General features: G+C 37.5%; 22 protein-coding genes. 3 read left to right on the forward strand and 19 right to left on the reverse strand.

The genetic code is table 11. The features are described 5' to 3' along the window. Positions 1 to 30: 30 nt before the first annotated feature. The gene (locus tag BUA72_RS17560) at positions 31 to 942 is read right to left on the reverse strand and encodes a GLPGLI family protein (RefSeq protein ID WP_047455918.1); all 912 of its coding nucleotides are present in this window, start codon (positions 940 to 942) and stop codon (positions 31 to 33) included. Positions 943 to 1189: 247 nt separating this feature from the next. Here BUA72_RS17560 and BUA72_RS17565 point away from each other — a divergent pair, with 247 nt between their 5' ends. Continuing rightward, entirely contained in the window at positions 1190 to 1687 is a 498-nt protein-coding gene (locus tag BUA72_RS17565; protein WP_072924298.1) for a DinB family protein, read from the forward strand. 75 nt (positions 1688 to 1762) lie between these two features. Here BUA72_RS17565 and BUA72_RS17570 read toward each other — a convergent pair whose 3' ends face one another. Then, positions 1763 to 4441 carry a carboxypeptidase-like regulatory domain-containing protein gene (locus BUA72_RS17570; protein ID WP_072924300.1) on the reverse strand — a complete coding sequence of 893 codons (2679 nt, stop codon included), beginning with the start codon at positions 4439 to 4441 and terminating at the stop codon, positions 1763 to 1765. A 496-nt stretch (positions 4442 to 4937) separates the two neighbouring features. On the opposite strand from BUA72_RS17570, the gene BUA72_RS17575 reads away from it, so the two are divergent. Next, positions 4938 to 5819 carry a cupin-like domain-containing protein gene (locus tag BUA72_RS17575; RefSeq protein WP_047455915.1) on the forward strand — a complete coding sequence of 294 codons (882 nt, stop codon included), beginning with the start codon at positions 4938 to 4940 and terminating at the stop codon, positions 5817 to 5819. Positions 5820 to 5851: 32 nt separating this feature from the next. On the opposite strand, the gene BUA72_RS17580 is transcribed toward BUA72_RS17575, so the two are convergent. The 17 genes from BUA72_RS17580 to BUA72_RS17660 all read right to left on the reverse strand — a co-directional run bounded on the left by BUA72_RS17580 (position 5852) and on the right by BUA72_RS17660 (position 18878). Continuing rightward, positions 5852 to 6262, reverse strand: a complete 411-nt coding sequence (locus tag BUA72_RS17580) for a hypothetical protein (protein ID WP_072924301.1) — start codon at positions 6260 to 6262, stop codon at positions 5852 to 5854. Further along, a complete protein-coding gene (locus BUA72_RS17585; RefSeq protein ID WP_034724524.1) occupies positions 6252 to 6533 on the reverse strand; it encodes a hypothetical protein in 282 nt (93 codons plus the stop codon). The genes BUA72_RS17580 and BUA72_RS17585 overlap by 11 nt, the downstream gene beginning before the upstream one ends. Positions 6534 to 7088: 555 nt before the next feature. After that, positions 7089 to 8813: a M14 family metallopeptidase gene (locus BUA72_RS17590; protein WP_072924303.1), complete on the reverse strand. Its 1725-nt coding sequence runs from the start codon at positions 8811 to 8813 to the stop codon at positions 7089 to 7091. 296 nt (positions 8814 to 9109) lie between these two features. Next, positions 9110 to 9865: a metallophosphoesterase family protein gene (locus tag BUA72_RS17595; RefSeq protein ID WP_072925028.1), complete on the reverse strand. Its 756-nt coding sequence runs from the start codon at positions 9863 to 9865 to the stop codon at positions 9110 to 9112. A 1-nt stretch (position 9866) separates the two neighbouring features. After that, positions 9867 to 10409: an RNA 2'-phosphotransferase gene (locus tag BUA72_RS17600; RefSeq protein WP_072924304.1), complete on the reverse strand. Its 543-nt coding sequence runs from the start codon at positions 10407 to 10409 to the stop codon at positions 9867 to 9869. Positions 10410 to 10421: 12 nt separating this feature from the next. Further along, a complete protein-coding gene (locus tag BUA72_RS17605) occupies positions 10422 to 11363 on the reverse strand; it encodes an ADP-ribosylglycohydrolase family protein (RefSeq protein WP_072924306.1) in 942 nt (313 codons plus the stop codon). Continuing rightward, a complete protein-coding gene (locus BUA72_RS17610; RefSeq protein ID WP_072924307.1) occupies positions 11363 to 12049 on the reverse strand; it encodes an SIR2 family NAD-dependent protein deacylase in 687 nt (228 codons plus the stop codon). The genes BUA72_RS17605 and BUA72_RS17610 overlap by 1 nt, the downstream gene beginning before the upstream one ends. A gap of 4 nt (positions 12050 to 12053) precedes the next feature. Then, a complete protein-coding gene (locus tag BUA72_RS17615; RefSeq protein ID WP_072924309.1) occupies positions 12054 to 12560 on the reverse strand; it encodes an O-acetyl-ADP-ribose deacetylase in 507 nt (168 codons plus the stop codon). A gap of 54 nt (positions 12561 to 12614) precedes the next feature. Continuing rightward, positions 12615 to 13223: a hypothetical protein gene (locus tag BUA72_RS17620; RefSeq protein WP_072924311.1), complete on the reverse strand. Its 609-nt coding sequence runs from the start codon at positions 13221 to 13223 to the stop codon at positions 12615 to 12617. A 79-nt stretch (positions 13224 to 13302) separates the two neighbouring features. Continuing rightward, entirely contained in the window at positions 13303 to 13776 is a 474-nt protein-coding gene (locus BUA72_RS17625; RefSeq protein ID WP_072924312.1) for a macro domain-containing protein, read from the reverse strand. A 51-nt stretch (positions 13777 to 13827) separates the two neighbouring features. After that, the gene (locus BUA72_RS17630; RefSeq protein WP_072924314.1) at positions 13828 to 14424 is read right to left on the reverse strand and encodes a DUF4291 domain-containing protein; all 597 of its coding nucleotides are present in this window, start codon (positions 14422 to 14424) and stop codon (positions 13828 to 13830) included. Between the two features lie 52 nt (positions 14425 to 14476). Further along, positions 14477 to 15547 carry an adenylosuccinate synthetase gene (locus BUA72_RS17635; RefSeq protein WP_072924316.1) on the reverse strand — a complete coding sequence of 357 codons (1071 nt, stop codon included), beginning with the start codon at positions 15545 to 15547 and terminating at the stop codon, positions 14477 to 14479. A 3-nt stretch (positions 15548 to 15550) separates the two neighbouring features. Continuing rightward, a complete protein-coding gene (locus BUA72_RS17640) occupies positions 15551 to 16405 on the reverse strand; it encodes a hypothetical protein (protein ID WP_072924317.1) in 855 nt (284 codons plus the stop codon). Between the two features lie 2 nt (positions 16406 to 16407). Then, complete coding sequence (locus tag BUA72_RS17645; protein ID WP_072925029.1) at positions 16408 to 16743, reverse strand: hypothetical protein; 336 nt, start codon at positions 16741 to 16743, stop codon at positions 16408 to 16410. Between the two features lie 71 nt (positions 16744 to 16814). Beyond that, the gene (locus BUA72_RS17650) at positions 16815 to 17363 is read right to left on the reverse strand and encodes a prolyl hydroxylase family protein (RefSeq protein ID WP_072924319.1); all 549 of its coding nucleotides are present in this window, start codon (positions 17361 to 17363) and stop codon (positions 16815 to 16817) included. 30 nt (positions 17364 to 17393) lie between these two features. Continuing rightward, positions 17394 to 17936 carry an NADAR family protein gene (locus tag BUA72_RS17655; RefSeq protein WP_072924320.1) on the reverse strand — a complete coding sequence of 181 codons (543 nt, stop codon included), beginning with the start codon at positions 17934 to 17936 and terminating at the stop codon, positions 17394 to 17396. Positions 17937 to 18200: 264 nt separating this feature from the next. Beyond that, positions 18201 to 18878 carry an NUDIX hydrolase gene (locus BUA72_RS17660; protein ID WP_072924321.1) on the reverse strand — a complete coding sequence of 226 codons (678 nt, stop codon included), beginning with the start codon at positions 18876 to 18878 and terminating at the stop codon, positions 18201 to 18203. Positions 18879 to 18999: 121 nt separating this feature from the next. Between BUA72_RS17660 and BUA72_RS17665 the strand changes: the two genes are divergently transcribed. Further along, on the forward strand, positions 19000 to 19632 hold the full coding sequence (locus BUA72_RS17665) for a DUF1579 domain-containing protein (protein WP_072924323.1): 633 nt from the start codon (positions 19000 to 19002) through the stop codon (positions 19630 to 19632). The last annotated feature ends 46 nt before the right edge of the window (positions 19633 to 19678 follow it).

The raw sequence follows: 19678 nt of genomic DNA on the forward strand, positions 1-19678 counted from the left end.
CAAAAATATAATTTAGTTGATATGAATGTTCTATTTTTTCTTTTTCTCTGGAGTTTGTGATGAAGTTTCTATTGGATTATCATTAGCACTAAAGAAATCTTTGTAGCCTTTTTCCTGTTTTTTCATCATGTCTCCGATGGTTCCGTCCATTCCCGGAATTGATTTGGACATCATTTCCTGGGTCATCATTGGTCTTACTGTTGCAAAAGGATCTTTTTTAAAATCATTAAATGTTTTCTCAAACTTATCTCTTGGCATTTCTGTTACTTTTAAACCAACATTTGAAATTTTTTCCATGTAAGTTACTTCATCCCAATTTGGAACTTTTTTGTTTCCTTTAAGAACCCAGGAATAATTCTTGCCTTCATCTTCAATCTTTACGATCAAGCCTGGAAGTCCTGAAAATTTATAGGGCCCATCCTGGAAAGGAAGTTCAGAACTGAACCATGCAGTCCACTTCTTTCCTCCAAATTCTGTTGTTGCTTTTTGGGCGTTGTAAGTTCCTATTTTTGTTTTTTCATCAGAAATTTTCCAATCGAATTTTGCCGTTTCATTATATCCAATACTCATTGGAGTAAATCCGCTTGCAATTCTTTCAATATATTGAATTTCCATACTTGGATAAGTTTTCACAATTTTTTCTGAAAACTTCGGCATCTTGAAAGATTTTGACATATCTTTAAACACACCCGCCTTCTGCATTGCTTCAATTTGAACTTTTAGAATTGAATCCTGTCCAACAGCGGTAAAGTCTCTGTAAATAGATCTACCCTTAACAATATCAAGGGCCATCACTACATTGTCCATCTTTGCAGAATCTTTCTTCGGCTTAAAAGTAAGTTCATAAAAGAAACGGTTCGCTGTTTCTTTTGATTCTTTAGAATCCTGTGCTGATGCGAGGGCAAAAAGAGCAATAAAGAATACAGAAAATAGATTTTTCATTTTGATAATGTTTATTAATTAGTTACTGATTGTTGAAATATGTTACAGTTTTTTTTCAAAAAATTATTTACAATCCTGTAAACAACTGAATACCAAAATACTATTGACTTTTAATTATTCCGTTTCTTTTTCAATATTCTCCGAATCATTTTCATCGTACGAACTGCTTTAGAATAAAATTATGATTCCGTTAAAACATTTTCCTTCATAAAAGACTTATCTTTAAGTACTTAAAAAACAAAATAGTATGGACACTTTATCACAATTTAAAGACGAGTTTGAAACCGAGTATCAAACGACCAGAAAGTTCTTAGAGTCTTATCCTGAAGGAAAAAACGACTATGCTCCTCATGAGAAAAGCATGAAATTGATGCCTCTGGCCACTCATATTTCTGAGATTTTCGGATGGCCGAACACGATACTGAAAACTTCGGAGGTTGATTTTGCCAATGGAGATTTTCAGCCTAAAGATCTTTCGACCAAAGAAGATCTTTTGCAAACGCTTGATGACAACTTCAATTCTGCGCAGGAATCCCTGAAAAACGCTAAAGAAGAAGACCTCAACGAATACTGGGCTTTAAAAAATAACGGTCATGAAGTCGCCAAATGGACTAAATACGGCTCTATCCGTCATTCTTTGAACCAAATTACTCACCATCGTGCGCAATTAGGAGTCTACTACCGACTGAATGACATTGCTCTTCCCGGAAGCTACGGACCTACAGCGGACCAGCAAAGCTTTTAGAAAAACATAATATATCTCAAACAAAAAAACCAATCTCGAGTTGAGATTGGTTTTTTCATTTATCGTCTTGTATTGTTACTTAAAGTTGAATTTTACAGTAAACATCACCTGGCTTGGACGTAGCTGATATCTTGTAAACGTAATATTTGTAGTATTTATATCATAGGTTTCGAATACTTTTTTGTTTGCAATATTCATCCATTTAAGCTCAAAATCAATTTTCTTTTTAGCCCAGGTAAACTGATAGGAAACATCGTAGAATCCATTACGGTATTTTTGATCAGCGGCATTGGTATTTACCTGATCCCAGTTAAATCCAACCGTATGATTTTCAACAGGATAGAAAAACACACCAAGATTGTGTGTAAATCCGGTTCTGATAGCGCTTGAGTTGATCTTTCCTGTACTGGTCTGTTTTGTTCTGGAAATGCTTGCATTATAATCCACACTCATCCAGCTGAAATAGGTGTTGTTGAATTTAATCCCGTAAGACTGGCCGTTGTTATTGTTCGTATAAGATTCATCATTTAAAAAAGCATCAGACTTCGCCGTATTGTTGCTGTAGCTAAGGGAAGCATTGGTCTTAAATTTCGGGAAATATTTTCCTACTTCTGCGCTGTATCCATTATTTAAAATATGGTTATCCTGCTCAATGTATTTCATGATGCTGTATCCCGGCCCATTGATCGTTGGGTTTGAGATCAGGTTTCTTTTGGCATCAGAAAATCTGTAACTCACATTAAAGAATAAATTATTCAATGGGTTTCTGTACTCTATTCTTGTTCCTGCAGATTTATTGTTGTTCTGAGGTATTGGGTTATTGATGTCCATCGCGTTAATCCCGCTTGGTGAAGTCATCAGGAATCCTGAATAGGCCGTGTTTATTTCTCCAAAATTATTATTGATATTAGCACTCACTGAAGCTTTCCAAAAAGAAGCAAAAGAGTACTGTGCAAAGACATTAGGTTCAAAGGTTACTTTATTTACTGTTTTTGAAACATTTCGTAACGGATCTTCCGCCTTAATGTTATTGGAATTTACAGGAACATTGGCATACAACATCCATGATTCACTTTTATAGTTCACCCCTAAGCTTCCGTAAGGTGTTGCTGTTGTATATTTCAGATCATTACTATATTGTGATGGAAGTACTCCCGTGGTGGTAATATTTGACAGGTCTGAAACCAGATCTGTTGTTTTAAAATTAAATCCAACTTCCGGAGTAAATGTCCATCCTTTTGATGAAAAACTAATATTGGCAGAATGGTTGGCTTCAAAAGTTTTAAGTCTTAGGTTCTGACGAACAAAATCACTACTTGCTGAAGGTGTAAATCCCGGAATCCCTAAATATGATGATGGGGAAACTTCCAGATTTTGTTTGTCTGTCTGATAGCTCACAAAAGATAATACATTAACCATCTTTTCTTTCCATGGAACGATAGTACTCAATGAGTTTTGAAATGATGTGGTAGGAGATTCTACTGCCTCATCTGCATGTCTGTATGAGCCATCTTTCGCATCTGTTCTGTCAACAATCCCCCGGTCTGCATTCCAGTATTGAGAGAAACTTGTTGTATTTTTAAAGAATCCCTTCTTGGCATTCTTTGTAAATATCAATTCTCCTTTTGCTTTATCTGTGTAAAAATTATTAAGAATATTGGTGTAGTTAGAGCTTCCTCCGAAATAATCTGTCTGGCTGTAAGACTCTCTTTCCACTGCATTATTCGTATAGTTGGCATTAGCTTTAAGTTCCCATTCTTTCTTTTTGTCGATGTTGGTCAGATAGTTGGCAGATAAATAATGTACGTTGTTCATTAAATATCTTTTTACCGGAAGATTGGGTGTACTTGCATTTTCTACATTCAGCCAGTCATTTTGAGAAGCGTTAATTCTCCTTCCTTCGAATCTGTTTCCAAATGCTAAGATATTCCCTTCATTTTCCACCTGCTCTCCCATATTATTGGTCTTGTAATTCACGACCCACTGGCTTTTCTGTCCGAAAAACATCGGGGTCAGCTTAACATTCCATAACCATGGATCTCCAAAACCGGTTCCCACTTCTCCTCTTCCGGTCATGGTAACGGAGTTTTTCAGTTTGATGTTGATGGCTGCCTGATCGGAAGGCACTTTATCCTGCAAAATTTTCACCGGCTGATGGTTTTCAAGAACCTCCACTTTCTGTACGGCATCTTTGGGAAGCGAGTTGTTAATCGTTCCGTAGCCGCCTTCCATAAGGTCTTTCCCATTCACATAGAATTTGTTGATGGCATTTCCCTGGTAAAGAATCGTTCCGTCTTTATTGACTTCTATACCTGGAATTTTTCTCATTACATCGGCAAGCGTTCTGTCACTTTTGCTGTCAAAGGCTTTCAAGTCGTAGGCAATGGTGTCGCCTCTGGCAGTGATCATCTTTGTTTTCAGCTGTACTTCTTTTATTTCTGTAGCCTCAGACTGCATTTTGAAGGTAAGTGTCTGATCGCTGTTGCTGATCTGTTTAGTCAGGGGTTTTTGGTTGAAAGCTTTTACTTTCAGGTCTACATTAGCTTCCGGAGAAGTAAATGTAACTTTGTATTCTCCTTTAGAATTGGTGATCCCGTACGCTAAAATAGCATCTTTACCCGGCTCTTCTATGGTAACGCTGGCACTTGGGACAGGTGATCCGTCTTCATCGGTAATTTTCCCTGATACCGTTTTCTGTGCAAAGGTGAGCACCGTAAAAAAAAGCATCAGAAATAGAGATATCTTTCTTTTCATAATTTATTATTTGCCTAATTAGTTCGTAGCTTGTGTTTTTTGTTACACTTTTTATAAAGATGTATTTTATGGACAAAGGTTAAATGCTTTATCACTACAAACATAGTTATATTTTTGATATATCTAAACTTTTGATGAAAAGTTTTAAAAAATTACGCCTTAAGAGCAGGTTATCACCTTAAAAATCAAGATTATTGAGATTTGAATAGCAGTCTGTCAATTTTATTATTAAAATTCGTTTGGTATATCAATTCTTTAAAATCTTATCGTTAAATTTATATCGAATCAATTCATTTTATTTTACTTCGGTGTAACTATTTTCGGGAAAATATTGTCTTATGATAGGGAATACGCAAAGAGTTTCGATAAAAGAATAATTTTTTATATTTTTATTTAGTCTAAATAGTTAAAAGTGATTTGAATCATAGATTAAAAAAAACTTAAACACTGATTCATATATATTTATTTAATAATTTTGTAACATAAAATTTATAGAATGGGAATTATTTTAAAGCCTATAGATGTTGTAGATGATATTACTCAGGAAGAGTTTATGGAAAAATATCTAAAGCCCAGAAGGCCCGTTGTCATTAAAAACATGGCAAGAAAATGGCCTGCTTACCAGAAGTGGACCATGGATTATGTAAAGGAAGTGGTAGGTGATGTAGAAGTTCCTCTTTACGATTCTAAAAAAGCCGATCCTGCTGCTCCCATTAATACGCCTACTACAAAAATGAAGTTCGCAGATTATATAGATCTTATCCAAAGAGAGCCTACTGATCTTAGAATTTTCTTTTTTGACCCGATAAAACACGCTAATAAATTAATGGACGATTTTATTGCTCCTAAAGAACTTATGGGCGGTTTCCTTGATAAATATCCATCTATGTTTTTTGGTGGAAAAAGCTCTGTGACTTTCCTTCATTTTGATATTGATATGGCGCATATATTCCATACGCACTTTAATGGAAGAAAGCACGTGAAGCTGTTTGAACATAAATGGAAAGAAAGACTGTACAGACTTCCATACGCAACCTATGCACTGGAAGATTATGATATTGACAATCCTGACTTTGAGAAATATCCAGCCTTAGATGGTGTAGAAGGAATTGAATGTTTCCTGGAACACGGTGATACGCTTTTCATGCCTACCGGATGGTGGCACTGGATGAAGTATCTGGACGGAAGTTTCTCTATCTCTCTGAGAGCCTGGGACAAATCGTGGGCTGTAAAAGCTCACTCCATATGGAATCTGACTGTGCAGCGTAAGTTTGATGACATTATGAAGTCCAATTTTAAAACCACCTATATGGACTGGAAAGAGAAAGCAGCTGTTAAAACCGCAGAACTGGCCTTAAAAAGAGGCTTACCAAAATAAAACAAAAGACGTTTCAATTTGAAGCGTCTTTTTTATTGTTGAATAGTAAGAAGAAGTTCCTCCATATTTCTTGTGACCTCATTGCACGAAAAACAGGCTTCTTTTCCATCCTGGGAAAACCATCTGCACTGAGACCGGATCGGGCAAAAGAACAGCTCTTTTTCTTTGTGTATATCCAGATTCTGAACCTTTTGAGACAAAGAACATTTGGATTCTTCTGCATTCCATTGCACGCAGCCTTTTTCAACGCATTTTCCTGTAAACCGGAATCTCTGTTCAAGACTGGTTTTATCCTGATTCTGATCCAGGAAATCTTCTGTGACGGTGAGCGGTGTTATGAACTGTACCTTCCCATCTTTGTTGACCACCCCAAAAAGCTGTGCCCCAACTTTTCCTACATAACTGGGACACCTCTTTTTTGAAGTATTGGAATTAGCCTCCATAGCTTTTTATTTGACCCTGAATGTCTTTCAACTGGCTCTGAATATCAATTCCCGGTTTGAAAATAATGATTCCCCAAGGAAACCAGTCTTTAATTTTCAAGGGTCTCACCAGTCCTTTGAAGTCTCTGTGAGCTCCGAAAGCCTGGGTATTATCAATCTTTGAAAGTTCGGAAAGAACAACGCTCTGAATTCCTCTGTCGATGTTTTTCAACTGCTCATCGGTAAGGTCTACGCCTTCCAGTGAAACGAAAAATTGCTTTTTAGTGGCCATAACTATAGTTTTTATTGGTTTTATAAAGCAAATTTCGGCAGAGTCAATGTTAAAGTCATAAGGAAAAACACCTTTATTGCGTAGGTGAAAAACCCGGAAATTAACTGCTGATTATCAATATTTTAAATCATCTTTTTTTATTGTAAAATCGCAAAGACGCTATTATTTTTCATGCAATATGTTGTTAAGGCGCGAGGATTTTATCTGCGATAAAATTTAAAGCTGCTGATATATTACAAAGTTTTGGGAGAATTGGTTTTACAACCGTCATAATCTGACATAGGAAAGTGGAGCGTTAAGAAAATAAATGCTGTGAACGTTAAGAAAATTCTACTGTCCGAAGCGCGGGACTGTCCCTGAAACGAAGCAGAAATAGTAATTCCGCGCAAGTTTTAGAATTTTTAGAGAACAGCATTTATTTTTAGTGGAAGTTTCCAAGTCTTGAATTTTTGATTCTTTTGTTTGACTACGTCGAATCTGCGATTTCAAGACAAAAGAATATGATATGACATTTGGAGTATGAAGCTGAATTAAACAAATTTCATCATAAAAATTTTACAATATTCTGTAAACCGGATACTGTCTGAATGTTTTTTCTTCGAAATAGGGAGAGTTTCTGTAGATCCAGTCCAGCTGGGCTGTTCCGTCTTCAGCAAATTTTTTATCTGATGATTTTTTTGCGTCAAAAGCGGCTTTTAATTTTTTATCAGTCTTCAATAATTCTGCAGCGGTATCTTCAAAAATATAGGCTGAATAATATTCTTTCTGAGCCAAAATTCCATCAAAGAAATTCCAGTTAAAAAATGAGTCTAATGCTTCAGGTTCAAGTGTTTCAACAAGATATTTTACACCTGGCTGATCCGTTGGAATTACATAATCTCCAGTCAGGAAAGTCTGGCTCTTTTTGGCTGTTTCCACACTTGTATCGTAATGAAGATAATGTCCTTCGTAAGGGTTTTTGACGGTTTTAAAATCTTTAATCTTATAAGACTCAACCATTGCTGTGCTGTCTTTTTTTAGAGCAGTCATCCCGATTTTATTCCTTTTCAGTTCTTCAATAATACGATACTGAGACTGTGGAACCACATAGTATTTAGGAATCGTGATGTATCCTGTAGGAACGGCTGTCATAAAGAGTTTGATCTTCCTGGTAAAAGGTTTGTTTCTGTCGTAATACAGTCTTGGTTTTCCGGAAATATCACTTGGTTTATAACTTCCTTCATACCCTTTGAAATCCATGGTAGAAAACTTTGTTGAATCTATTTTCCAACGGATTCCGTACTGCAATCCGGCTTTGTACTGCTTTAAATTATCCAGACGAAGCTGCTTTACTTTTTTATAATCTCTGTCTAAATTCTGAAGGTTGACCAGCATGTATTTGTACGTAGCATTCACTCTTTTGTCATAAGGTTTCAGCATATGGGTTTCAGGAACCGTTCCCAAAGAATTAAACAGAGAGGTATATCCTGTAGAATATCTGGGAGAATCTTCAAAAGCCGCGAACCCTTCATCAGGAACATCACCGTGAATATTTACATAAGGTGTGCTTTCGTAGCCCAGCTTCTTCATTGCTTCAAGGTTCTTGGCCTGATAATCATTGTAAAAGTAAGTGCCCAACGTATTTCCAAGACGTTCTTTAAAGGTAGAAATATAGGTGAAAGTATATTGATAATCAGCTCCGTTGCTCACATGATTGTCTATAAAAACATCTGGCTGCAGCCACTGATAAATGGATTGAAAACTTCTGGCATTCTTTGAATCTGCTTTAATGAAATCCCTGTTCAGGTCATAGTTTCTGGCATTTCCTCTGAAACCATACTGTTCCGGCCCGTTTTGATTGGCTCTGGAGAAAGAACCTCTGTTCAGCATTCCACTCACATTATAGGCAGAAATAGCGGCCACAATAAAGTTTTGCGGCGTTTTTATTTTTCCTGTAGCCAGATCGCGCATGAGCATCATCGTAGCATCTATTCCGTCCGGCTCACCCGGGTGAATTCCGTTATTTACGAATAAAACAGCTTTATCTTTTCTCAGTTTATCGAGATCTTTTTCAGAGAAAGGATTGTACATCACGACGTAAATGGGTTTTCCATTATCATCTTCTCCTTTTTTAAGGTATTGAATGGTATTGAAATGCTGAGCCAAATCCTGATAATAGGCATTCATTTCATCGTAGGTCACCGTTTGGTTTCCGTTTCCTTTTTCAAAAGGGGTCTGAAATGAGTTTTGGGCTAAAAATAAGGAGGTGCTTAGGAATATTAAGAGGTATTTCAGTTTCATTAAAGCAGTTTTTGAACTCCAAAATTACTTAATATGATTTGGGTGGGAAAGGGAAATTATGGATTTATTAGGCTCTGTCTCGTGAGGTTGGATTATCGCAAGGGCGCAAGGTTTTTGATCCTGATTATGTTTTAAGGCACTAGAAAACCGAAAATTTTCATTGGATCATATGCTGTTTGGGAATTGTGTTTATTCTATGGGGGACAGCTATTTATGTTGGGTTTTTTATGGATTAAAACCTTATAGGTTTTGGAAACCTATAAGGTTGGGGTATGTTGATGATTTCAGATCTATTTTCATAAGGTTTTATTTCCTATAATATCATTATTTCTGCCCTTTTCATCGGGATACAGGGACGGAAGCGGGTCGCTCTGCCAGAATTCTTTGGTATTGATATCCATCATAGATAAAGCACCTGTGAAAGCAGCTCCGGTATCCATATTCCAGATGTTGGCTTTATGGGCAGGATGTTTAATTCCGATGTCTATTGTGGGCGTATGCCCGATAAATATCTCGTTGTATAAAAGCAGTCTTTTCGGATAGAGCTGTGAGTTTCTTTCCAATTTTGTATCCATCGCAACGGCGGTTTCCCAAAGGGTTCTGTCCCAACGGTAATTGCTGGAATAGACTTCTTTTTCAGGCCCATGCATAGAGGAATATCCGGCATGGATAAACAGGCGGTTTTCATCATCTACGTGGTAGCTTTTCATCCGTTGGAAAAATTCAAGATGCAGATCCAGATCTTCCAGTGAATAGTCATTGTAACTGTCTACCGTGCTTTTTCCTCCATTGAACAGCCATACATCAGGACCTTCTCCCAGTGACAGCCAGTCTTCGCACCAGGTATCATGGTTCCCTTTGATGAAAATACATTCATGCTTTTCGGAAAGTTCTATTAAAAATTGTATGACTTCTGAAGATTCGCTCCAGCCGTCTACATAATCTCCGAGAAAAATAAACTGATCTTTTGCTGTAACTTCTGCTCGTTCAAAAACCTGCTGCAAGGCCTTAAAACCTCCGTGAATATCCCCGATTACTAATGTTCTCCCCATCTTATTTTGAAATGTATTTTGCATCCACAAAATCTGTCAGCCAGACTTTGTTGGCCGAAAGATAGAAAAGAATTCCGTCTTCGTGCATTTCTTTGGTTCTGATGGTCAGAATAACCGGTTTTCCGTGACGAATTCCTACTTTGGTTGCTATTTCTTTGTCTGCACTCAGATGAACATGCTGTCTTGCTCTTTTTTCGATTCCGCCGCCCAAAATAGAAGAAATATTCGATTCTGCGGTTCCGTGATACAGGAAATCAGGTGGCTGTGCAGCTTTCAGGGCCAGATCTATATCAATGGAATGTCCCTGGCTGGCTCTGATCCTCGTTTTGTCTTCATTAAAAGCAAAGCGTTTTTTATTATTGGTTTCCACCACTTCTTCCAGCTCTTCGAAGCTGAAATTCATTCTGCCTTTTGCAGATTTTGTAATCAGTTCATTCACCTCTGCCCAACCGTTTTCATCCAGTGTCAGCTGAATGGTCTCCGGTTGATGTCTCAGAATAAGGCTTAGAAATTTGCTTATTCTTTTGTTTTCTATTTCGTTCATGTTTTTTTGTCTTTAATTCATTAATTTTTTCTGAAGCTTTTCACATAAAACTTCAATATCATCTTTTCTTACCAGTTCGGAAACCCATTCTTCTGGAATGTTTTCAAATCCATAATAGATCCCTGCAAGCCCTCCTGTGATGGCTCCGGTGGTATCTGTATCTTCTCCTAAATTCACTGCCTTTAATACTGCTTCAGCATAGGTTTCAGAGTTGAGAAAACACCAAATGGAAGCTTCTAAGCTGTGGAGGACGTAGCCGCCACTTTTAATCTCTTCTTCCGGATAGGTTGAAATATCATTCTTTAAAACGCGATGAAAAAGTTCAATCTCTTTAGGGTTAAATTCTTTAATACCAGCGTATTCCAAAGCTTCTTTCTGCATATGCGTGTAAGATTCTTTTTTACTTTTCCCTTTAATAAGTTCTATGGCGAAAACCACATACATGAAGCATGCAAAAACAGAACGGAAATGTCCGTGGGTTATGGCAGAAACTTCCTTAACCGTTTGATACAGTTTCTCAATATCCTCTTCATCTTTAAGATAAAAAGCCAAGGGAAGAGTTCTCATCAAAGAGCCATTCCCATTATCTTCTTCAAAAATATTTCCTGAAAACCTTGCGCTTTCTCCTTTGATCAATCGCGCAATGGAATGTCTTGTTGTTCCTCCGATGTCAAAAAGTTTTCCGTGAGCCGTCCAGTGTCCATATTTATTCCATTTTACAAAACTCTGTCCGATCTTCTCCAGATCATAGCCTTTTGTGAGTACATCAGCAATACAAAGCGTTAATGAACTGTCATCACTCCATGTTCCTTTCGGCTGGTTCCAGGACATATATGCCAGATAACCGGTAACGGGAAACCTCTTTAAATCTTCTCTTCTCTTAAATTCTACAGGAACTCCAAGCGCATCACCGATACACACTCCAAAAATTCCGGCTTTGACTGCGTTTTCCATTATGCTAAATTGACAAGTTTATCAAACAGCAATTTCATTCCTTTGGTTGCGGATTCTTTCATCACTACGGCTCTTTGTCCGTATCCGAATCCGGTTTCGTTGGGATTGATGACTACCAGCAGACAGTCGTCTTTGATCTCATGGATCAGCCCTGCCGCGGGATATACCTGCAGAGAAGTTCCGATCACCACAAGAATGTCCGCTTCTTTCACCTTTTCCTGCGCCGTTTTGTATAAAGGAACATCTTCTCCAAGCCACACGATAAACGGTCTTAACTGAGCGCCATCTTCCGCTTTGTCACCGATCTTGATGTCTCCTTTTTCCTCATAGATCAGGTTTTTATTGTTGCACGAGCAAGACTTGAACAGCTCTCCGTGAATATGAAGGATATTGGTAGATCCCGCTCTTTCATGCAGGTCATCTATATTTTGCGTAATGATCTGAACATCAAAATGTTTTTCAAGTTCCGCGACCAATCGATGAGCTTCATTCGGTTCAACTTCATGAAGCTGTCTTCTTCTCTGGTTGTAAAATTCCAGCACAAGCTCCCTGTCTTTTCTCCATCCTTCCGGACTGGCTACATCAGTTATATTATGATTTTCCCAGAGACCATCTCCGTCTCTGAATGTTTTTATTCCACTTTCGGCGCTGATTCCTGCACCGCTTAATATGGTTAGTTTTTTCATTGTTTTAATCTAATAATTTTTTGTAAATCTTTTCATTGTCATCATCAAAGCAGACAAAAATAACTTTCTCAATGCTATCTGACTGAAAATTCTGTACTGTTTCTACAGCTATTTTACCAGCCAGTTCTTTTGGAAACTTATAAATTCCCGTACTGATATTCGGGAAAGCAATGGTTTTAACACCCAAACTTTCCGCCAGTTGTAAGGAATTTCTATAACAGTCTTCCAAAAGCTTTGAGCTTTTATCTTCTTCTCCGTTCCAAACAGGTCCTACGGTGTGAATCACATATTTTGCAGAAAGATTTCCCGCTGATGTAACCACAGCTTCTCCGGTCTTACATTTCCCTTGTCTGTTTCTGATCTGGATACATTCTTCAAGGATCTGCTTTCCACCAGCACGATGAATAGCTCCATCTACTCCACCACCGCCTAGCAGTGATGAATTGGCAGCGTTGACGATAGCGTCTGCGGGTATTTTTGTGATGTCTCCTTTTGTTAATTTAATCTCCATAAAATATATTTTACCCAAGCTTTACCCAAGTCACATTTCTAGTATTTTTTAATTTTAGAATCCATTTTCTTCATAAAAATCATCTCTTTCCTGTTTTTCAATTGCTTTATGATCCTCCCGTGGAAAATCATAATTATTGATCAATATTTCTAAGTCAAAATCAGTCATCTGAGGGAAAAATAATTGGGTAATCACTTTATTTAATCTTTCCACAAGTACATCTATATCCTTAATACTATCAATAACTAATCTTTTTGAAACTCTTTCATCGACGGGCACTTTTCCCATCATCCAAACTCCTCCAAAAAAATCCTCAAGCAATTCAATATACCTTGTTCTAAAATAAATAATCCTTGAAATAATCTCTCTAAGATCTCTATTTTTGATATCTTCTACAGTATAAAAACCGTCAATACTAGATTGTACCGCTTCTATTATACCTTCCGAAAACTGATAGTCTTTATATTCATTAATAAATTCAAGATCACAGAAACATTTTTTACCTCTAATTTCAATTCCAATAGAGGCAAAAACTGCACAGATCCTCTTAAATTTGAGTTGAGTTGACGGTAACATTTTTGTAGGATCATCAGTAAAAACATATCGGAACAGTAATAATAATTCTAGAATTTCTATAGTGATCTCTTCTCTTGTAATTTTCATTTTATCTCTGTACGTAATTTTAACAAATTTTCATTTTTAGCAAAAACGGCAAACACAACTCTTTTAAATTTTTTTTATATTATTCAAAGTCATAAACATATACCGGGATACTATTTCTGACTAATGTTTTTTCAATAATGAGCTCCATCACATCCCATTTTCCTCCTGCTAAGCCACAGCCAATTCTCGGCATATGTACTTCTGCATTAAGTTTTAAAGCTTCAAGAGCTAGTTTTTCCAAACATTTTTCTACAGCTTCGTATCTAATCGGTGGGATTCCGTTGGAGTTGGTTATAATTTTATGCTGCCCAATCATATTGCAAACCCAAATATCCTTTTCAACCTGTACCATCTGGATTTCTCCAAGATTAAACCTCTCCCCACTTTTAAACCATTCCCGATAATCTTTCTCAGGTTGCTTCCATCTTTTAGAAATCGCCATAACAAAACCTTTTCCCCAACCTCCTATATTATTACAGATATGAATGATGATCTTATTTCCTTCGGATTGAGGATTGGTCGCATCTCCTTTTAAATAGTGTATCTCTTTCATTCGTTCTGTAGCTTTAAGTCAAGAGGGATTGTTTTCATAGTTTTTGTTTTTTTAAATAATCGCTCCTATTTTGTGAGCCAGTTCAGCCTGCAATGGATACAATTTTTCAATGGGTAACAGTTTTTTTGCTTTATCATATTCTCCTGATTTGGTAAAATTTAAGATCTTTTTGACCAAAGGCGTATAATCTTCAATTTTAACGATCCATTCATTATTAAATTCTTCAATCAGATACCGGCTGATGCCTACCTGAATGGAACGGTATTCCAGTTTATTCCCTTTAATATTCCTTTCCGGATCCCACTGTACATACACCTCAGCCTTTTCAAAGTCTTTTTCCCAGGTTCCGGGATCGGGATACACCCTTTTTTCGGGAGAAGTTAAAATGGCTTTGCTGAGCGCTTTTTCCCATGCTTCTCGTTTGATATGGATGGCCAGCGTACATTCCTGTCCGGATTTTTGTCCGTAATTACTCCTTTCCATCATCCAGAGAAAAGAAGGCTTGATCCACGTCATCCTGTTGAATGAAAAAGGAGCAGAAAACTTCTGATTCATCACGGCAGATTTTGCAATCTGCTCATTGTATGACTGGTATATCACAATCGTATCTCTGCTGTAATCTGCTCTTATTTCAAATTCTTTCATCATCGTATTGGTATTCGGCTCCTTTCTGCCATTAAATATAAAACCATTATTTGGTTTAAAAAATTGGTTTAAAGTCTTTTGAAAACGGAGAATAGGATCCGTAGACTTTATTAAATTTTGTTTTTAAACTTTCTATTTTAAATTGCTCTTCGGTCTGATCAAGACACGTAACAACCAGATTTTTTTGTGTGGCTGAACCGTAAGCGCCATCCAAAAGAAGGGCATAATTCAGCAGATCATAATCCAGTTCTCCAAAACGAAGTTCTTTCTGATAATCATTAAAGACACAGCTTTCCTCTTCATTATTCTTCAGGAGTAATTCCTTTTCACTGCTCATCCAGCCACTTCCGTGACGGGTTGAGTAATTTCTGGTCACATAATACATTTCAATAGCCTCTATTTTCAAAAGCCTGCAGATCTCAAAAGCATTTTTTGAAGTGGTATTCGCGTAGGTCACATTCGGAAATACGCCGTGATCCATATCCAGAAGAATTCCCTGACTGCCTTCAAAAATGAGGTTTTCAAATGAATTCAGAAAGGTATAATCATCTATTTTCCAATCGATCTGATCTACCGCATTCAAAAAGTCACGCATCGCTTCTTCCAGCTGATCTCCATCCATAAAACCATAGTAATAGGCTATTCCTTTCAATTTCTCGATCAGCATTGATCTTGGAGCAATTAAATCAGCAGCAAATAGTTTATACGGGCTTTCGTGTCTTTTCATCGTCGCTCCTATTCCTTTTCCACAGGTTCCGTGCTCCAGATTTTTCGCATTGGTTCTGTTTTGCCAGACATCAAACGGAGTGGTGACTTTTGCTAACGGATGAATATGCAGTTCCGTATTTCCGTTTTTCTCCATTAATTCCTTTCTTTCATTGAATAAAAATACAGGATGAATGGTGCAGTGTTCCGTAAAATAAGACGGCAACCCACGCAGGGCTCCACTCGCAAAACTGGAATGAATGTGCTTTTTACCATCAATCATTACCGTATGCGCTGCCTGCTGCCCTCCTGAAAACCTGATGACAACAGACTCCGGGTTTTGTTGCGCGAGAAAATCTGTAGTGATTCCCTTTCCTTCATCACCAAAACCCAAGCCTATTACTATTTGTGCCTTTTTCATGACTTAAAACATTTGAATATGATCCAACCCTTCTCCTTCTGTTGGTCTGAACGTTTCATTTTTAAACCGGTCGCAGATGACTCCTTTTATAACATTGGGAATGTCTCTGTGATCAGCTATTGATAAACAGTTTTGTCCTAATATTTCCTTCCAGCCACTATCTGCTCTCATCGCCTGATCAGAATGCAGAACATTGATGTGATACACTTCGTATCGCTTTTTCGCTTCTTCCAGTAACTCAAAATGTGTGTAAGTATGCTGCCCCGCTCCCATAATTTCCCTGATCGCGGACGCTGGAAGTGTTTTTAAACAGGGTTCGTCTCCTACCGTAAACAAAATCCCTTTCTGGTTTCTCTTTTCAAACGCATCGGTTCTCGTATGGAAAGCGGCAAAGTACCATGCCAACAGATAACTTTCTCCTGCATTTCCGCCACCGCCGGATTCAATATAAGTACGCGTCAGCCACATATCCAGCTCCTCATCGCCTGATTCAAACTGCCCGACCTGCAAAGGAAAGGCGTCACATTCATGGTCTCCGATTCCTAAAAATAAAAGTGCCGGATCCGGAACCCCTCCCTGGATAATTCCCCCCATTAATTTAGGAAGTCCTTCTTTAATAAGTTCGTGCGGAATATGTCCCATACTTCCCGTCACATCCAATCCTAAAATGATAGGAACTGAATTCGGGTGTACGGAAGAATCTCTCGCCTCTCTGAAAGAAATTCCTTTAGGGTTCATAGATTCATGAGCTCTTCTTTCTGCATTCTGAGTGAAAATTTCACCTGCGGATTTAGATCCGTAACCTGCCTTTCTTGCTCTGTCAAAACGAGCATCCATATCGTATCTTGTACTTCCCATAATTAAAATGTTTTACCGAATAAATATTCAAATCTCTTAACAGCGACTTCTAATTGAATATTTAAATTTCTGATGGTTAATGAATATTCTAAATCTTTCTGAACAAATGCTTCCGGCTGAAAATCAGCAAATGTCAAGCTGTTCCTGTCTAAAGGACTGATATCGATGAGCCCTTCCTGCTCGCGCTCCAGCCGCTTTATTTTCAGTTCAATGTCTTCCACCCTGCGCCTGTAAATCAATTCGGAATCTGCTCCGATGGTACGTGCACGGTCTTCTCTGATCTGGTCATTGTTTCTCTGTAATGACTCGATGAATCTCGGTTTTAGTTCGTCTTCCATCTTTTTATTGTTTTGTGTTGTTTTTACGCTAATTAAAAAAGACATAGTAATGCTTATCCTTTTACAGATTACTACTTATTGGAATACATCACATCCGTTCTCAAAACGTATTTATTTCCGCTTATCAGGGTTTTCCCTTCATGTCTTACCGGATGATAAAAAACCAATGCTGATCCTTTTTTCGGAGCTACGGTGAATAGGTTTTGAAATTCAGTTTCTCCGCCTTCAAAATCGTCATTCAGATAGATCATGAATGTATAGAAACTTTTTTCATTTTCATTCCGGATATAGCTTCCGTCCCTGTGCATTTTGAACCGCTGTCCCGGAGAATATTTATAAACCCTCAACATTTCATTAAAATTCTGAAGCTTATAGTTCTCATGTTCCTGAGGAAGAAATTCTGCTGCTTTTTTGAAAAGATCTTCTGCTAACTCGTTATCAAAAACCATCAGTCGATCATTGTTCCGAATCCCTTTGCTCATCATCTGGCGGCCATTCATATTAATCTTTGCTTCTTCAAATACCTTTTCCTGAGCCATTGCAATATAGTCATCACAGGCAGCGGAAGTCAGGAAATCTTCGATCAGAAATATCTGTGGGTGTAGTTCTATCTTTTCCATAATACTATTTTGTGTTTAGTGACTGTGTTTTTACCTTCTTAATTCGTCTCTTACTTCCATCAAAGCAAATCCAAGCAGATTTTCACCATCCCAAAGTTTTGGATCATTAGCTCTGGCATCTGTTTCCAACATTCCGATTCCCCAGATTTTGTCATAAGGACTGGCTTCTACTAAAATCTTATCATCAGTTGCCAACAGAAAATTCTGAAATTTTAGATTTTGTGAGAATTTCAAAAGATTGGCCCTCTTTACGATTTCATATTTATGTTCGTCCCAGAGTTTTGGGTCAAAATTCTTCACTTTCCTTCCTAAGCTTTTAGCTTCATTAGGCGTTTCGGATTTTAAAACTTTCTGTAAGATTTCCTGATCATTAAACAGTTTTGCTTTTCCGGCCATCATATAATGTTCGGCAGTTTTATAAAAAGTTCCGTTTTCTTCAAACTGAATGGGAAACCATTGACTGAAGCATGATTTGGTGATCTCATTTTTTACCGTGTGTCCCCAGAAGAATAGAAATTCAAGTCTCTCTTTTCTCTGAAATTTTTCAATAATATGTGGTAAGGTGTATTTCATGATTGTGTTATTCTTACGCAAATGTAAAACAATATCATATTACAGCCAAAATATATTTGCGTTATTTTAACACTAAATAGTTAAAACATTGATTATCAATATTAAAATTTAATTGTTTTGATTGTTTTTTTAAACACTAATGACACTAATGTTTTCACAAATAGCACGAACACACAATAAACTAAAGTTTTAGTTTATTTGTTTTGAATGATAAAATGGGAGTTTTTTGATGTAAATCTAAACTTGATTCGGCTGGAGTAAAGATTATTTGATTTCGAAATAGAAGCCTTCTTTTTCCAGTTCTTCATATTTCTCCTGATTGAATGTGAACAGTTTTCCGGGTCTGCCGCTGCCTTCTTTTTTAACGTTGTTGGTCTCATTAAGCAAGCCGTAGCTCATGATTTTTTTACGGAAATTTCTGCGGTCTATTTCACGTCCGACGATGGTTCTGTACAAATTTTCAAGGTCTGAAAAAGGAAATTCTTCATTGAGAAGATTAAAGCCGATCGGCTGGTATTGTATTTTGGTACGAAGTCTTTTTAACGCAATATCAATAATACTTTGATGATCAAAAGCCAGTTTGGGAAGTTTATTTACACTGAACCACTGCGCATCTTCGGCATCAGAATCGGCAAAGAGCTCATGATAAGAAGGATTCACAAGGCCCAAATAAGCCACAGAAACCACCCTATTCCTTGGATCACGGCCTACGTTGCCAAAAGTATAGAGTTGCTCCAAAAAATCGGGCTTTATGCCTGCTTCTTCGTGTAATTCTCTTTTAACCGCCTCATCCAGGTTTTCATCATCCAGAACGAGACCGCCGGGAAGCGCCCAGCCTCCTTTGAAGGGCTCTATCTTTCTTTTGATTAAAAGGAGCTGAAGATCCTGCTTATCAAAGTACCCGAAAATGACGGCGTCTACCGCAACTTTTATTGCCTGCATAGTTAATTTGCGTTATGAATACACAAAGGTACAATTTATAAATGACATCAAAAAAACAATTGACTGCATAATAAAATTAGCTAACTTTATTTAACATTAACCCATTTAAAATTAACTAATTATGAAAAATCTATTGTTCTTATTTTCAATCGTTTTTCTTCTGACCGCCTGTGAGAAAGGGAAACCCGTGACAGATAAAAGTTCGTCTAAAACGGATTCTGCCGAATGGAAACCTGTAGATTCTGTAACCGCTATGAAAGCATGGATGGACTACGCCACTCCAGGAGAACTTCACAAAATGCTGGCCAAATATGACGGAAACTGGACAGGAGCATCAACCATGTGGATGGAAGCGGGTGGAAAACCCATTACCAGCCAGGCTGAATGTACCAACAAAATGATTTTTGGAGGACGTTATCAGCAAAGCAATTACAAAGGAAGCTTTATGGGAATGCCATTTGAAGGAATGAGCCTGATGGGCTATGACAATGCAAAGAAAAAGTTTGTAAGCACCTGGATAGATAATATGGGAACGGGAATTATGCATGCTGAGGGTGAATGGGATGCTGCTAAAAAATCCCTTGAATTCAAAGGAAAAATGGCTGATCCTGCCAGACCCGGAAAAGAATGTGATTTCAGAGAAGTATATATATTTACTGACGATAATAACCACACCATGGAAATGTACGGTCCTGACTCTAAAACAGGAAAAGAACACAAAAGCATGGAAATAAAATTCACCAGAAAGAAATAAAAACCGGAGAAACCTCTTCTATGAAACAGTGATTTTCCTTGTAAAT

Source organism: Chryseobacterium sp. OV279 (assembly GCF_900128945.1).
Classification (GTDB): domain Bacteria; phylum Bacteroidota; class Bacteroidia; order Flavobacteriales; family Weeksellaceae; genus Chryseobacterium.